The organism is Citrobacter sp. Cf087, from assembly GCF_030334285.1.
GTDB classification, from domain to species: domain Bacteria; phylum Pseudomonadota; class Gammaproteobacteria; order Enterobacterales; family Enterobacteriaceae; genus Citrobacter; species Citrobacter freundii.
The window spans coordinates 473,593-488,517 of sequence record NZ_JAOWED010000022.1; the positions used below are offsets into that span (position 1 = coordinate 473,593).

Consider the following 14,925-nt stretch of genomic DNA (forward strand, 5'->3'; position numbering starts at 1 on the left):
TTATTGTTCGCGGCGGAAAGGGATTAATTCAGGTTGCGCGATACGCAGGTAATCTGCGGTATCCATGATCACGGATTTTTCCAGCAACCCGGCATTAAACGCAATTTCATGAAAACGCTCAAACAATAGCGGATCAGCGACCAGCTTGAGATTAGGATGAAAACTGAACGGTGGGATAGCGCCAAATACGCAGCCAGTCAGTTCATCTACCTCCGCCGGGCTGGCAAGAGACGCTCTCAACCCGCCAATATGGCTGGCTAACCGGCTCAGGTCGGCCTGCTGATCGGCAGAGAGGATCGCCAGAACATGCTGATTGACGCCGTTGCCTTTTACTTTGCAGACCAGCGCTTTTGCTCCCTGGCCCAGTGCGGTACCACGAATTTCAGAAACTGCCTCACATTTGCCGACGGCTTCATGGCTTACCACGCGGTACGTTGCGCCTTGCTCTGACAACAGCGAAATTAAACGCTGATGCGTTGCGTTACCTTTGTTCACTTCCGTCATGACTTACTCCTGGTACAACAATGAAAATCCTGCAGAAAAATAATCACGCACCGGCGTGTTTTTTCTGTTTGTTCAGATAGAGCTGTGCATCAGATGCTTTGTAAGCATCATCAATAGTGTCGTTCGGCTGCATATTATAAACCCCGGCGGAGAAGCTGATGGATATATCATGCGCAATAATTTGTAAGTTATAGCGAATTCTTTCCAGCAGGCGGGGCGTTAAATCACTGGGGTGGTCGATGAGGATAATACAAAACTCATCGCCGCCGAGGCGGATGGCGTAGTCGCTTTTGCGAATAGAGCTTTGAATGGCTTTGGCCAGATGGGTGATAATCCGATCGCCTTCTTTATGCCCTAACGTGTCATTGATGACTTTCAGTTTATCGCAGTCGATGGCGATAAAGGTGACGAGCGTTCCCGTGTTCACCAACTGTTGCAAACGCTGCTCAAGCGCCGGCGTTAAAATTTTACGGTTGTAGAGCCCGGTCATCGCATCACTGACATTTTCCCGCGTGACGTTGTGATACAACCGAAAATGCGTTCTGACCATATTCAGCAGTAATATCGTTGCCAGTAAATAGAATGCGAATATCTTCCAGGACGAGACAATAAAATACATAACATCGAGTGAGAGTGTGATGCGTATACCACCGGGTATGTCCTTCTCATAGTCAACATAGCGGAACAGATCGGTTTCACTTTTATGAACGAGAATCTCTTTACCGGAGCTGGTATCCGAGACCGTTACATTAAGATAGCGCCAGACGAGAGGGCGGTCGCTGGTATAGAAAATATTCTGTAAATTCTCTTTATTAATATCTACCATCACCACACCTTTTAACTTACCGGTGTAGTAGACCGGTGTTAAAAAGCTCATCACTTTTTTCTCGGTCAGGTTATCTTCATAAATACTGGAAATCACCGTGCGGCCGGTGAAAATACCATCAATATCATTCTGGTCGATTCCCAGCGTACCTTTTTGCAAAAACGACCAGTTGTGTATCGCAAATTTCCGCGAGTCGATCAAATCATAGAAATAGACGTAGTTATTTTTGAGATCGACGTAATATCGAAATTTATACTCTAACGTCCCTAATCCCTGACCGTAATCTTTCTGCTGACGATTAACATTGACCGCCCGGTCAAAAGAAGGCAGCAGAAAAATGTCATCAAGCTGTTCACTACATTTTGTTGAGGTGGTCTGCAACGTACCGTGCAATGGCAGATAGTTGTGCTTAGTAAGGTTGAGCCCATGAGCGCCGTTAACGCTGTCGAAAGTGGTGCAAAGTGCTTTTTGCTGTTCGAGAGAGGCTGGCTCCTGGGGGGACGAAAATGTGCGCATCAGATGGGCTGCGATGCTTTGATTTGTGTACTTATCATAGAGAAACGATGAGTCGGCTTTCTCATTGATATAGCGCATGTACGCATTCATTGCTTTATCGCTGGCAATGAGCTCATAAACCAAAAAAGAAGACGTCAAAACAATTACGCTGACGGAGATAAAGAGCCTGAGCGCTTTATGATGCAATTTCATAATGGTTTACAGCCCTGTAAGTCTGATAATTCAGTCTATCACACGGCATACATCCGCTCTAACGCTACGGGCAAGGACATTTTGTAATAAAAATCATTCGCGCGCTTCACCTTTAACTCTTAATGTTGTATTTATAATGCAACTTATAAAAGGAGACAGGCCAATGAGCGCGACTGAAAAAGCGGGTCATACATTTTTAGCCAGCCTGGGCAAAACCCGTCTGCGTCCGGGCGGCGTTGAAGCAACAGAATGGTTGTTTAGCCAGTCACAGCTGACGCCCGGCAGCCAGGTGCTTGAAGTGGCGTGCAACATGGCCACGACGGCGATAGAGTTAGTTCAACGCTTTGGTTGTACGGTCTACGCTATCGATATGGATAAAACCGCGCTGTCTAATGCCAGAAATAATGTGGCAGTAAATGGTCTGGAAAATCACATTCATGTGATGGCGGCAAACGCCAACACTCTTCCTTTTGCGGATAACAGTTTCGATGTTGTGATTAACGAAGCCATGCTGACAATGTATGCCGATAAAGCGAAGGCGAAGTTAATAGCCGAATATTATCGCGTGTTGAAGCCCGGTGGGCGCCTGCTCACCCACGATATTATGTTCACCGCCCAAAAACTGGGCGCGGGCGAACAGGGCCAGCTTGTCGATGTGGTGAAATCAAACGTTAGCCCAATGACCAGACAAGGCTGGCGTGATTTGTTTCTTAACTGCGGGTTCGAACAGGTCTTGCAGCAGAATGGCAACATGTCGCTGATGTCACCGCGCGGATTAATTCGTGATGAAGGGCTTACAGGGGCAGTTAAAATTGTGTTTAACGGCTTACGCACGAGCGAAAATCGTCGTCGGTTCCTGAAAATGTTTCGCTTCTTCCGTTCGCAACGTCATCAGCTAAACTACATTGCCTGCTGCTCTGTTAAGGGAAAATAAAAACAGGATGGGGCACTATTTATAAAATCAGTCAGCACATCTACGCGCTGACTGATTTGTTTAGATTAATTGTTACTGGTCGTACTTTGCTTATGAAACAGTTCGCGAAATACCGGGTAAATATCATCCTGGTCGCGGATATGCTGCATCGCAAAGTTATCAAAGGTTGATTGCAGATGTTCGTATTCACGCCATAAGGTTTGGTGGGCGCGGCGAGTGATTTCGATATAGCTGTAATAGCGTACCACTGGCAGTAGCTTTTTCGCCAAAATCTCATGACACAGCGGTGAATCATCTGCCCAGTTATCACCGTCCGATGCCTGTGCAGCATAGATGTTCCACTGGGCAGGGTTGTAGCGATCTTTCACCACTTCATCCATTAACTTCAGCGCACTGGAGACAATGGTTCCCCCGGTTTCCTGAGAGTAGAAGAACTCATGTTCATCCACTTCTTTCGCCTGGGTATGGTGGCGAATATAAACCACCTCCACGTTCTTATAGGTCCGGCTTAAGAACAGATACAGCAGGATATAAAAGCGTTTAGCCATATCTTTGGTCGACTGATCCATCGAACCAGAGACGTCCATCAGGCAGAACATCACCGCCTGGCTGGAAGGGTCGGGGCGTTTTTCATAATTTTTGTAGCGTAAATCAAAGGTGTCGATAAATGGCACGCGTTCGATTTTTGCCCGCAGTTCGGCAATCTCTTTGCGTAACCGTTCCTCTTCCAGCAACTGCGCTGGTTCGCTTTTCGCGATGGTTTCCAGATCCGCTTCGAGAGCATGCAGTTCGCGACGCTTACCCGCTGTCATCGCCGTACGGCGCGCCAGTGAGTTTTGCAGGGATCGCACCACGCTAATGTTGGCAGGCACACCGTTAGAGGTAAAACCTGCCCGGTGTGTTTTATACTCCGTTAACTGACGCTGCTGATTCTGCTTCAGGTTAGGAAGTGCTAAATCTTCGAACAACAGATCAAGATATTCATCTTTAGAGATCTGAAAGACGAACTCATCCTGACCCTCACCATCCTGGCTGGCCTGGCCTTGTCCACTTCCTGAGCCGCCACCGCCGCCTTGTGGGCGTTCAATGCGGTCATTCTGCACAAAATGGTCGTTACCCGGATGTACGCGATGGCGCAGGCCACCACGTCCCTGATGAAACATTGGTTCGCTAATATCATCAGTCGGAATAGAGACAGATTCGCCGCTATCCACATCAGTCACCGAACGCTTGTTAATGGCCTCGGAGATCGACTGTTTAATTTGCGATTTATAACGGCGTAAGAAGCGCTGGCGGTTTACCGTGCTCTTGTTTTTGCCGTTAAGACGCCGGTCAATAAACCAGGTCATAAGCCCCCCGTACTGCCAACTGTTCGCCATGTCTGTAAGTGCCGGATGGCGCTGTCGCTATCCGGCCTACGGAACATTGTTTTGCAAGCCCGGTAAGCGCATGCGCCACCGGGCACTTATGTTAAGACGATTTACGTACGCGCAAATACCATTCGCACAGTAAACGCACTTGTTTACGCGTGTAGCCTTTTTCCATCATACGGTCGACAAAATCGTCGTGTTTTTTCTGCTCGTCAGTCGAGGTTTTAGCATTGAACGAAATGACCGGCAGCAGCTCCTCGGTATTGGAGAACATTTTCTTCTCAATAACCGTGCGTAGTTTTTCGTAACTGGTCCAGTTTGGATTGCGACCGCTGTTATTCGCTCTGGCACGCAGAACAAAGTTGACGATCTCGTTACGGAAATCTTTCGGGTTACTGATACCCGCCGGCTTCTCAATTTTCTCCAGTTCTGAGTTCAGTGACTCGCGATCAAACAGCTGCCCGGTATCTGGATCGCGATACTCCTGATCCTGAATCCAGAAATCCGCATAAGTGACATAACGGTCGAAAATGTTCTGTCCGTATTCGGAATAGGATTCGAGATAAGCTGTCTGGATCTCCTTGCCGATAAATTCAGCATATTTCGGGATCAGATAGCCTTTCAGGAACTCAAGATAACGCTCAGCTTGCTCCTGCGGGAACTGTTCACGCTCGATTTGCTGCTCCAGTACGTAGAACAGATGAACCGGGTTAGCTGCCACTTCAGCATGGTCAAAGTTAAATACGCGAGAGAGGATCTTAAACGCGAAACGCGTGGACAGACCGTTCATTCCCTCATCAACCCCGGCGTAATCACGATACTCCTGATAGGATTTCGCTTTTGGATCGGTATCTTTCAGGCTTTCGCCATCGTAAACGCGCATCTTCGAGTAAATGCTCGAGTTCTCAGGTTCTTTCAGGCGAGAAAGAATGGTAAAGCGAGAGAGCGTTTCCAACGTGCCCGGTGCGCAAGGCGCATGGGTCAGCTCACTGTGGTTAAGCAGTTTTTCGTAAATTTTGATCTCTTCAGAGATCCGCAGGCAATAAGGCACTTTGACGATGTAAACACGGTCAAGGAACGCCTCATTGTTTTTGTTATTACGGAACGTTACCCATTCAGACTCGTTCGAGTGGGCAAGAATAATCCCGTTAAACGGCAGGGCGGAGATACCTTCTGTCCCGTTGTAGTTTCCTTCCTGGGTGGCGGTCAGCAGAGGATGCAGCACTTTAATCGGTGCTTTAAACATCTCAACGAACTCCATAATCCCCTGGTTTGAGCGGCACAGTGCGCCCGAATAACCGTAGGCATCAGGATCGTTCTGGGCGTGGTGTTCGAGTTTACGAATATCCACTTTCCCGACCAGCGCAGAAATATCCTGGTTGTTTTCATCACCAGGCTCCGTTTTAGCGATAGCGATCTGCTCCAGAATAGACGGCCAGACTTTGACGACGCGGAATTTTGTAATGTCCCCGCCAAAATCATGCAGACGTTTAGCAGCCCACGGCGACATGATCGTACCGAGATAACGACGCGGGATCCCATACTCTTTTTCCAGGATCTGCGCGTCTTCCTGCGGATTAAACAGGCATAACGGATGATCGTTGACCGGGCTACGTTCGCCATTGGCGCTCAGGACATAAATCGGTACTCGTTGCATCAGCGACTTCAGCCGCTCAGCAAGAGATGATTTCCCCCCTCCCACAGGCCCCAGCAGATACAGAATCTGCTTCTTCTCTTCCAGACCTTGAGCCGCATGCTTCAAATAAGAAACAATCTGCTCAATGGCGTCTTCCATGCCGTAAAACTCTTCAAAAGCGGGATAGCGTGCAATTACCCGATTCGAAAAGAGTCGAGAAAGTCGAGGTTCATGGGCAGTGTCAACCATGACAGGCTCACCAATAGCCATTAATAGCCGCTCTGCCGCGTTGGCATAAGCACTGCGATCTTGCCGACAAGTGGTAAGAAACTCCTGCAGCGTGAACTCTTCGTCCTTGGCAGCTTCATAACGCTGGCGATAGTGATCGAATATATTCATGGTATGCCGTCCTTTCGTTTTTTAGCACATGTTAAGAGCCGTTCATATGAATAGTAGAGGCCCCTGAAGAGGTAAACTGAACGACGTCGCTGCTGAAGAAATAAGCAACTCTCATGCCATTTTAGTGGTCAGGAGATCAACGTATTCGGTGATACACCTTCTAAAATTAAGCGTAGATGGCATTTGCAAAACTTGCCTGTGTGCGCAAATGAATTTCAATGGCATATCAATAACTCATCAGCAAAAAAAGCACATCTTATGTAAAGAATTGGAGCGGGATTCATGCGGTGTTCACCGTGCTGCAAGCAAAATGTCATCACTCGCTGAGAAATTAGGGGGTTACATTCTGGGGTGAATACGTAAAATAGTTGGGCTGAAGCGTATTGGCGGTTACACTTTGACCGCTACACATTTGAATAAGGAATTATGGATTGTGACCAAACTCAAACTTCTGGCACTTGGCGTCCTTGCCGCAACCGCAGTTAGCACCGCACAGGCGGAAAGTCAGTGGACTGTTGGCGCGGGTGTTGGTGTGATTAACAGCCCGTACAAACAGTATGACCGCGATGTTTACCCTGTTCCGGTTGTCACCTATGAAGGCGATAATGTGTGGTTCCGCGGCTTGGGTGGCGGTTACTATTTGTGGAATGATACGGCAGATAAGCTTTCCATCATGGCGTACTATGATCCGACGCATTTCAAGCCGGGTGATAGCGATAGCCATGCTTTACGCCAACTCGACAAGCGTAAAAGCAGCTTGATGGCTGGTCTATCATATGTACATAACACCCAGTATGGTTTCCTGCGTACCGCACTGGCGGGTGATACCCTGGATAACAGCAACGGCTTTATCTGGGATCTGGCCTGGCTCTACCGTTACACCAATGGTGGTCTGACCCTGACGCCGGGTATCGGTGTGCAGTACAGCAGCGAAAACTACAACGACTACTATTATGGTGTGTCCAATCACGAGTCTCGCCGCAGTGGTCTGAATAGCTACAACGCTGACGATGGATGGGATCCGTACCTGGAGTTGACCGCGAGCTATAACTTCCTTGGCAACTGGAACGTGTACGGCACTGGCCGTTATGTGCGTTTGAGTGATGAAGTTAAAGACAGCCCGATGGTCGATAAGTCCTGGTCTGGCATCTTCTCGGTGGGTGTGACCTACAAGTTCTGATACTACTCGGTGTCAAACACTAGCCCGCATCTCTGCGGGCTTTTTTACGTCATTAAATTTAAGACAACCCCCAGATCATGATGGTGCAATTTGTGCACCCTAACAGGACACATGCACGTTGTTTTGCTTTACTGTGGTGCATTAACACAGGAGGGTGCGATGACAGCGAAACAGGTGACGTTTACAAACCAGGTATCGCTTCCTGCTATTGGGCAGGGAACATGGTACATGGGCGAGGATCCAAGCCGACGCCGGGATGAAGTGTCTGCGCTGCAGGCCGGACTGGATCTCGGCCTGCGATTGATTGATACCGCAGAAATGTACGCTGATGGTGCAGCGGAAGAGGTGGTGGGTGAAGCATTAACGGGACGGCGTGATAGCGCTTTTTTAGTCTCGAAAGTTTACCCATGGAATGCCGGTGGAGAGAAAGCCATTGCCGCCTGCGAAGCCAGCCTGCGTCGACTGAAAACTGATTATCTGGATCTCTATTTGCTGCACTGGATGGGCGATTTTTCATTTGCAGAGACCGTCGATGCCATGGAAACACTGATTGCGCAAGGGAAAATCCGCCGTTGGGGCGTCTCAAATCTCGATTATGATGATATGCAGGCGTTATGGCAGGTACCCGGTGGACGGGAGTGTGCGACTAACCAGGTGCTTTATCATTTAGCCTCGCGCGGTATTGAATATGATTTACTGCCGTGGTGCCAGCAGCAGCAGATGCCGGTTATGGCATACAGTCCGCTGGCCCAGGCGGGACGCCTGCGTGGCGATTTGCTTTCTAATTCCGTGGTGAATGACATTGCGCGCGTGCACAATGTTAGTGCTGCGCAGATTTTGCTGGCGTGGGTGATTCGTCAGTCGGGTGTAATAGCAATTCCGAAAGCCGCAAGCGTAGCGCATGTCGAACAAAATGCCGCCGCGCTGCAGATAACGCTCTCTGTAGATGAGCTGAAGCAGTTAGATAAGGCGTATCCGGCGCCAAAAGGTAAAACAGCGCTGGATATGGCCTGATTTGCCAAATGACGATGCTCACGCAGCTTATCAGGCCAACGGCTGCGTGTGGTTTGCATGCCGGATAAGGCGTTAGCCGCATCCGGCATGTTGCACTGATTTACCTGATGGCGCTGCGCTTATCAGGCCTACGACTGCGTGTGTTTGTAGGCCGGATAAGGCGTTAGCCGCATCCGGCATGTTGTGCAGAGTTGTCTTAGCGTTTAGCAACACGAATAGTCTGCGCGAGGCGAGATGGTTTTTCTTCGGTGGTTTTCTGCGGAGCGGTCGCGTAAGCCGTTTCTACACAAACAAACGTTTTGTAGCCATCATCCGGCATGTCGCCCATACTGACGGACAGCGCCGGGCCAGGGTTCCAGCCCACGACATTCAGGTGGTGGTGGTGGACAACGTCGATATTGCGATTCAACGCATCATCATGAATCACGCTGCACGCTTCCGGATTCAGATAGACACGATCGGTGCGGTCCGGGAAGGTCTGGATACCATCAGCCAGCACATCTTCTTTAGCATCATTCACTTTATCGATCAGGCGATCGCCGAGACCACTAACTTTCACTGCCGCAATGTCACCAACGTTGAAATAGGTATGCAGTGCCGAGGTGGTTTCAAACTCACCGTGAGCTTCCAGCTCCATCTCACAGGTGGCTCCCACTTTGAAACGGGCCAGCAGGCAAAACTCGTGCGGCCAAAGCTGATGCGTTTCGGCATTGCTCTGCAGTTCAAACGTCAACACCACGCCATTGTCGTCTTCGTTGTGCGCTTTCAGCGTCCATGGCAAGTTACGGGCAAAACCATGCGAAGGCAGGCCCTGCTGAGCAGCCGGACCAAACCACGGCCAGCAAATGGGTACGCCGCCACGCAGCGCTACGCCGGTTTTAAACGGGGTATTGTTGCTTAACCACAGGACTTCCTCTTCGCCGTTTGGTTTCCAGGAAAGAAGATGTGCGCCCTGTAGCGCGAAAGACGCTTTAACCTGGGGGTGATCGACAACAAGAACCTCAAGCTCATCAAGCTGACGGCGGGAGAGGACAGGGGTAAGCTGTTCAATGACCGGGAGAGCGAAAATTTTGTTAATCATGATGCAATCCTTGGTATGTGAATATTTTGGTCATAAAAAAAGGCGACCGAAGTCGCCTTTTTGGATCAGATACTCATCTCAACTTATTTGGAGATGTGAGCAATCAGGTCCAGAACTTTGTTAGAGTAGCCGGTTTCGTTGTCGTACCAGGATACCAGTTTCACGAAGTTGTCGTTCAGTGCGATACCAGCTTTAGCATCGAACACGGAAGTGCAAACTTCACCGTTGAAATCGGTAGATACTACGTCGTCTTCGGTGTAACCCAGAACGCCTTTCATCGGGCCTTCGGAAGCAGCTTTGATTGCTTTCTTAATTTCTTCGTAAGAAGCAGCTTTTTCCAGACGAACGGTCAGGTCAACAACGGATACGTTCGGGGTAGGAACGCGGAACGCCATACCAGTCAGTTTGCCGTTCAGTTCTGGCAGTACTTTACCTACAGCTTTAGCAGCACCGGTAGAGGACGGGATGATGTTCTGGGATGCGCCGCGGCCGCCGCGCCAGTCTTTGTGAGACGGGCCATCAACGGTTTTCTGAGTAGCGGTGGTCGCGTGAACAGTAGTCATCAGACCTTCGATGATGCCGAAGTTGTCGTTGATAACTTTAGCCAGCGGAGCCAGGCAGTTAGTGGTGCAGGATGCGTTAGAAACGATGTCCTGACCTTCGTATTTGTCAAAGTTAGCGCCTTTAACAAACATCGGAGTGTTATCTTTGGACGGACCAGTCAGAACCACTTTTTTCGCGCCAGCAGTGATGTGCTTACGAGCGGTTTCATCTGTCAGGAACAGGCCAGTAGCTTCAGCTACTACGTCAACACCAACTTCGTCCCATTTCAGGTTAGCCGGATCACGTTCAGCGGTAACACGGATTTTTTTACCGTTTACGATCAGATGACCGTCTTTCACTTCAACGGTACCGTTGAAACGGCCGTGAGTGGAGTCATATTTCAGCATGTAAGCCATGTAGTCAGCGTCTAACAGGTCGTTGATTGCAACGATCTCGATGTCAGAGCGTTCTTGAGCAGCACGGAAAACAATGCGACCGATACGGCCAAAACCGTTGATACCTACTTTGATAGTCATATATTCCACCAGCTATTTGTTAGTGAATAAAAGGTTGCCTGTAAAATTACAAAAACCTTACGCAGCGTCAAGCGGAATCGTGTCAATCATTGCGACAAATCAATCTGCTGCCTAAGCTTTGCGCAACTGACTCGCCTCACTCTTCCTTTGGGCTTGAAACCACATGGGGTCGGCGGCCCGAATTTTAAAGGGCAATCAAGATAAAAACGTGATTCTGATCACGAATTGCAGGCTGCCATTTCGCAAGGATCAAGTTTAGAACAAAAGTTCGCACTCCGGTGTTAATGTTTTGTTAGAATCTGTCTCGCGATGTGAGTTTAGATAAAGCGAGATGTGAGCAAATGGCTAATCAACCTTCTCCAGAAGAACTGAAAAAAAATTTAACCGAAATGCAGTTCTACGTGACGCAGAATCACGGGACAGAACCGCCATTTACCGGGCGTTTGCTGCATAACAAGCGTGACGGCATCTACCACTGTCTGATCTGCGATAAACCGCTATTTCGTTCCGAGACAAAATATGACTCTGGCTGCGGCTGGCCCAGCTTTTACGAGCCTGTCAGCGATGAGGCTATCCATTACATAAAAGATACGTCACACGGCATGCAGCGCATAGAAATCCGCTGCGGAAACTGCGATGCGCACCTGGGACACGTCTTCCCGGATGGTCCGAAACCTACCGGTGAACGGTACTGCGTTAACTCAGCGTCTTTGAACTTCACCGATAGTGAAAACGGTGAGCAAACCAAGGGTTGAAGAAACGATTCAGCAAATTATTCTACGGAGAGTGGATTTAACATGAATCTTGATGAGATGATCAACAGTATGACGCCGGAAGTTTATCAGCGCTTATCGACTGCCGTTGAACTCGGAAAATGGCCGGATGGCGTAGCGCTAACGGCAGAACAAAAAGAGAACAGCTTACAGCTGGTAATGTTATGGCAGGCGCGAAACAATATTGACGCGCAGCATATGACGATTGATACCAACGGTGAGATGGTGATGAAGAGCAAGCAGCAGTTGAAGGTTGAGTTTGGTATTACGCCCGAACCGATTGCGACGTTTAAATCCTGATTAACCTGGCCCGGCAAACATCGGTGTCGGGCCCGCAGTTGCTGTTATTTCTTGTTCATCATCGCCTTCAGATCGGCGAACGGATTGTATTTCGCCTCGCCGACGTCTTTCTGCGCATCTTCCCCTGCCACTACGGTAGAACCATACTGATCCACCTCAGTGTATTTCGAATGCTCATGATCGTGACAGTACAGGCATAACATCTCCCAGTTGCTACCGTCTTCCGGGTTATTGGAGTGATCGTGATCGATGTGATGTACTGTCAGCTCGCGCAAATTTGAATACACGAACTCACGGGAACAGCGTCCACAGACCCAGGGAAAGAGTTTAAGCGCCTTTTCCCGGTAACCGACTTCCAGACGGGCGTAATTTTTAGGGATAAAAGCCATAAAGCTCATGCCTCCAGTAGAAAATGAAGAGCTGCGCCAAAAGCTGGCGCAGCAGAATGTGCTAATCATAACCTATTGTGTCAGGCGTTGGGATCAGTGTTTGATGCCTAATGAATCGGCTAACTGCTTCGCCAATTGATTATTGTCATCTGCGCCGTACTCCCAGAACATGGCGCCTCCCAACCCTTTGCTTTTGATGTAGTCGGCTTTGATCGCCACCGAACGCGGATTTTCATAGGAGAGGGCAAAGAGTGTTTTTCCATCCGCAGACTGCACCGACAGCCACGGTACTTTCGCTTCATCATCCCAATGTTGGCTAAAGCGCTTTTGCGGATCGTTGATCAACTTCGCCACGATATCGTTGTACTTCACGTAGGTATCTTTGCTCAGGTCGACGCCCAGTGATTTGAACAACTCAATTTGAGCTGACTCGAAATAGGGCTGGGTAGCCGGGTTTTTCTGCGCGTCAGGTTTGCTCCAGTCAATACCTGGCTCAACGGCGCGTTTTGGTACGCGTCCATAAAAGCCAATGCCCAGATTCATTTGGCTCGGTTTCAGACCGGCTGCGAGATAGTTACTGACCACAAAATCGGCGCTGTATTTATCCGCCGCGGCGACCGTCGGCCATTGCGTCGAATCATACAGGTTCGAGTTAAAATACTGGGTGCCGTAAGCCATGTCATAGGTCATCAGGTTGATGTAGTCGAGCGATGGTGCAATGGCTTTTACATCCACCCAGCTTTTCGGACTTTCTGCATTTGCGCCCACGGCGATGGTCAGCAGTTTTTTATGCCCCAATGCGGTCCGCAGTTCTGTTAGCAGCGCGGTAAAGTTAGCGCGGTCAGCCGGTTGGCTTTCGACCAGTCCCCAGGCTCCGTTAACCGGATATTCCCAGTCGAGGTCGATGCCATCCAGACCATATTTCGCAATTATCTCTTGCGCAGACTGAATAAACACTGCGCGCGTATCCTTCGTTGCCGCCGCACCAGAGAATCCACGCGCTCCCCAACCGCCGACGGAAAGTAACACTTTCAGGTTTGGATTTTGTTTACGCAGCTGTGGAATTTTCAGCAAATCATCCTGCACTTTCTGTGAAAGCCAAATTTGATGCAGTTTGCTGGCGTCTTTTAAGGCGTCATTGGTCTCGTCTTTTTCGTTGTTGTAGACAAGGCCAAACGAATAGTTGAGATGAGTTATCTGGCGAACATCCAGTTTATTGATGTCGCCGCCAGGACCGGCAGTGACGTCGCCACCGCCATTAAAGTAGCCAACTGACATCAGTGAATTGGCGGAAACAACGCTGGCGCAGAGCAAGGGTAATGCTGCCAACAAAGGCAATAGTTTCATCGGTGTTCCTCTTTGACATTTAAACAAGTAAACACGCCACGGAAATGGCGTGGCGAAAAAAACAGCACCCGCAGGTTAACAGTTTCATAACAGGAAAAATGCGAAGGGGTTCACGCCATTTTAGCGAAGCGGCTGCCAGGTTCACTTGGTTTTCAATTCATCTTTGCACTTATTTGTGATCTTGGTTGTGAAATGCAGATAATAATCTGTGTTTTAAAGATTTGATGTTGACCTCAAAAATTATATGGATAAGTATGATTGTCACTGATGCAAAACTGAACACAAAGGAAAATTCAATGAAAGCACTGGCAAGATTTGGCAAGGCCTTTGGCGGCTATAAGATGATTGATGTACCGGAACCAGTTTGTGGCCCGGATGACATCGTGATTGAAATCAAAGCGGCGGCTATCTGCGGCGCGGACATGAAACACTACAATGTTGATAGCGGATCTGATCAATTTAACTCCATCCGCGGCCATGAGTTCGCCGGTAAAATTGTCCGCGTTGGCGACAAAGTTAAGGACTGGAAAGTCGGTCAGCGGGTGGTTTCTGACAATAGTGGACATGTCTGCGGTGTTTGCCCGGCCTGCGAACAAGGCGATTTTCTGTGTTGTACAGAAAAAGTGAACTTAGGTCTCGACAACAACACATGGGGCGGAGGGTTCTCTAAATATTGCCTGGTGCCGGGAGAAATCCTCAAAATTCACCGCCATGCGCTGTGGGAAATCCCACAAGGCGTTGATTATGAAGAAGCGGCGGTGCTGGATCCTATCTGTAACGCCTACAAATCTATTGCTCAGCAATCCAAATTCCTTCCCGGCCAGGATGTCGTGGTTTTCGGCACCGGCCCATTAGGGCTCTTTTCCGTGCAAATGGCGCGCATTATGGGGGCCGTTAATATTGTGATGGTCGGGCTGGAAGAGGATGTTGCCGTACGCTTCCCCATCGCCAAAGACCTGGGCGCGACAGCTGTCGTTAACGGTTCGACCGAAGATGTGGTTGCACGTTGCCAGGAAATCTGCGGTAAAGACAATCTGGGGCTAGTCATTGAATGCTCTGGTGCCAATATAGCTCTGAAACAATCGATCGAAATGCTGCGCCCGAATGGTGAAGTCGTTCGCGTCGGCATGGGCTTTAAACCTCTCGATTTCTCCATCAACGACATCACCGCGTGGAACAAAAGCATCATTGGCCATATGGCCTACGATTCTACATCCTGGCGCAACGCCATACGCCTGCTGGCCAGCGGAGCGATCAAGGTCAAACCGATGATCACTCACCGTATCGGCCTATCGCAATGGCGCGAAGGATTTGACGCCATGGTCAATAAAACCGCGATTAAAGTCATCATGACTTACGACTTTGATGAATAACATGTTTATTAA

Annotated in this window: 14 protein-coding genes; 6 read left to right on the forward strand and 8 right to left on the reverse strand. The window is 49.2% G+C overall.

What is annotated here, in order from left to right; translation table 11 throughout:
• Together OGV57_RS04370 and dgcJ are read right to left on the reverse strand one after the other, a co-directional pair.
• Positions 1–504, reverse strand: a complete 504-nt coding sequence (locus OGV57_RS04370) for a YbaK/prolyl-tRNA synthetase associated domain-containing protein (RefSeq protein WP_003030712.1) — start codon at positions 502–504, stop codon at positions 1–3.
• A 43-nt stretch (positions 505–547) separates the two neighbouring features.
• Positions 548–2,038 (reverse strand): diguanylate cyclase DgcJ, encoded by a 1,491-nt coding sequence (gene dgcJ / locus OGV57_RS04375; protein WP_286530789.1) that lies wholly within the window; start codon positions 2,036–2,038, stop codon positions 548–550.
• Between the two features lie 163 nt (positions 2,039–2,201).
• On the opposite strand from dgcJ, the gene OGV57_RS04380 reads away from it, so the two are divergent.
• Complete coding sequence (locus OGV57_RS04380; RefSeq protein WP_046670557.1) at positions 2,202–2,972, forward strand: class I SAM-dependent methyltransferase; 771 nt, start codon at positions 2,202–2,204, stop codon at positions 2,970–2,972.
• A gap of 65 nt (positions 2,973–3,037) precedes the next feature.
• Here OGV57_RS04380 and OGV57_RS04385 read toward each other — a convergent pair whose 3' ends face one another.
• Both OGV57_RS04385 and yeaG read right to left on the reverse strand, forming a co-directional pair.
• The gene (locus OGV57_RS04385) at positions 3,038–4,321 is read right to left on the reverse strand and encodes a YeaH/YhbH family protein (protein WP_003030708.1); all 1,284 of its coding nucleotides are present in this window, start codon (positions 4,319–4,321) and stop codon (positions 3,038–3,040) included.
• A gap of 121 nt (positions 4,322–4,442) precedes the next feature.
• Positions 4,443–6,377, reverse strand: coding sequence for a protein kinase YeaG (yeaG, locus tag OGV57_RS04390; RefSeq protein ID WP_003030707.1), 1,935 nt, complete (start codon positions 6,375–6,377; stop codon positions 4,443–4,445).
• A 433-nt stretch (positions 6,378–6,810) separates the two neighbouring features.
• Between yeaG and OGV57_RS04395 the strand changes: the two genes are divergently transcribed.
• On the forward strand, positions 6,811–7,557 hold the full coding sequence (locus OGV57_RS04395; RefSeq protein ID WP_003030706.1) for a MipA/OmpV family protein: 747 nt from the start codon (positions 6,811–6,813) through the stop codon (positions 7,555–7,557).
• Positions 7,558–7,716: 159 nt separating this feature from the next.
• Entirely contained in the window at positions 7,717–8,571 is an 855-nt protein-coding gene (locus OGV57_RS04400; RefSeq protein ID WP_003846662.1) for an aldo/keto reductase, read from the forward strand.
• 196 nt (positions 8,572–8,767) lie between these two features.
• Here OGV57_RS04400 and OGV57_RS04405 read toward each other — a convergent pair whose 3' ends face one another.
• Together OGV57_RS04405 and gapA are read right to left on the reverse strand one after the other, a co-directional pair.
• Positions 8,768–9,652: a D-hexose-6-phosphate mutarotase gene (locus OGV57_RS04405; protein WP_003840872.1), complete on the reverse strand. Its 885-nt coding sequence runs from the start codon at positions 9,650–9,652 to the stop codon at positions 8,768–8,770.
• An 83-nt stretch (positions 9,653–9,735) separates the two neighbouring features.
• Positions 9,736–10,731 carry a glyceraldehyde-3-phosphate dehydrogenase gene (gene gapA, locus OGV57_RS04410; protein ID WP_003030697.1) on the reverse strand — a complete coding sequence of 332 codons (996 nt, stop codon included), beginning with the start codon at positions 10,729–10,731 and terminating at the stop codon, positions 9,736–9,738.
• A gap of 341 nt (positions 10,732–11,072) precedes the next feature.
• On the opposite strand from gapA, the gene msrB reads away from it, so the two are divergent.
• Together msrB and OGV57_RS04420 are read left to right on the forward strand one after the other, a co-directional pair.
• Entirely contained in the window at positions 11,073–11,486 is a 414-nt protein-coding gene (msrB, locus tag OGV57_RS04415) for a peptide-methionine (R)-S-oxide reductase MsrB (RefSeq protein WP_003030695.1), read from the forward strand.
• Between the two features lie 42 nt (positions 11,487–11,528).
• Positions 11,529–11,804, forward strand: coding sequence for a YeaC family protein (locus OGV57_RS04420; protein WP_003030693.1), 276 nt, complete (start codon positions 11,529–11,531; stop codon positions 11,802–11,804).
• Positions 11,805–11,848: 44 nt separating this feature from the next.
• Here OGV57_RS04420 and yajD read toward each other — a convergent pair whose 3' ends face one another.
• Together yajD and chiD are read right to left on the reverse strand one after the other, a co-directional pair.
• Entirely contained in the window at positions 11,849–12,193 is a 345-nt protein-coding gene (gene yajD / locus OGV57_RS04425; RefSeq protein ID WP_003030690.1) for an HNH nuclease YajD, read from the reverse strand.
• A gap of 93 nt (positions 12,194–12,286) precedes the next feature.
• Positions 12,287–13,540, reverse strand: coding sequence for a chitinase ChiD (chiD, locus tag OGV57_RS04430; RefSeq protein ID WP_044700031.1), 1,254 nt, complete (start codon positions 13,538–13,540; stop codon positions 12,287–12,289).
• Between the two features lie 296 nt (positions 13,541–13,836).
• On the opposite strand from chiD, the gene OGV57_RS04435 reads away from it, so the two are divergent.
• Entirely contained in the window at positions 13,837–14,913 is a 1,077-nt protein-coding gene (locus tag OGV57_RS04435) for a zinc-binding dehydrogenase (protein WP_044700068.1), read from the forward strand.
• Positions 14,914–14,925 lie beyond the last annotated feature (12 nt).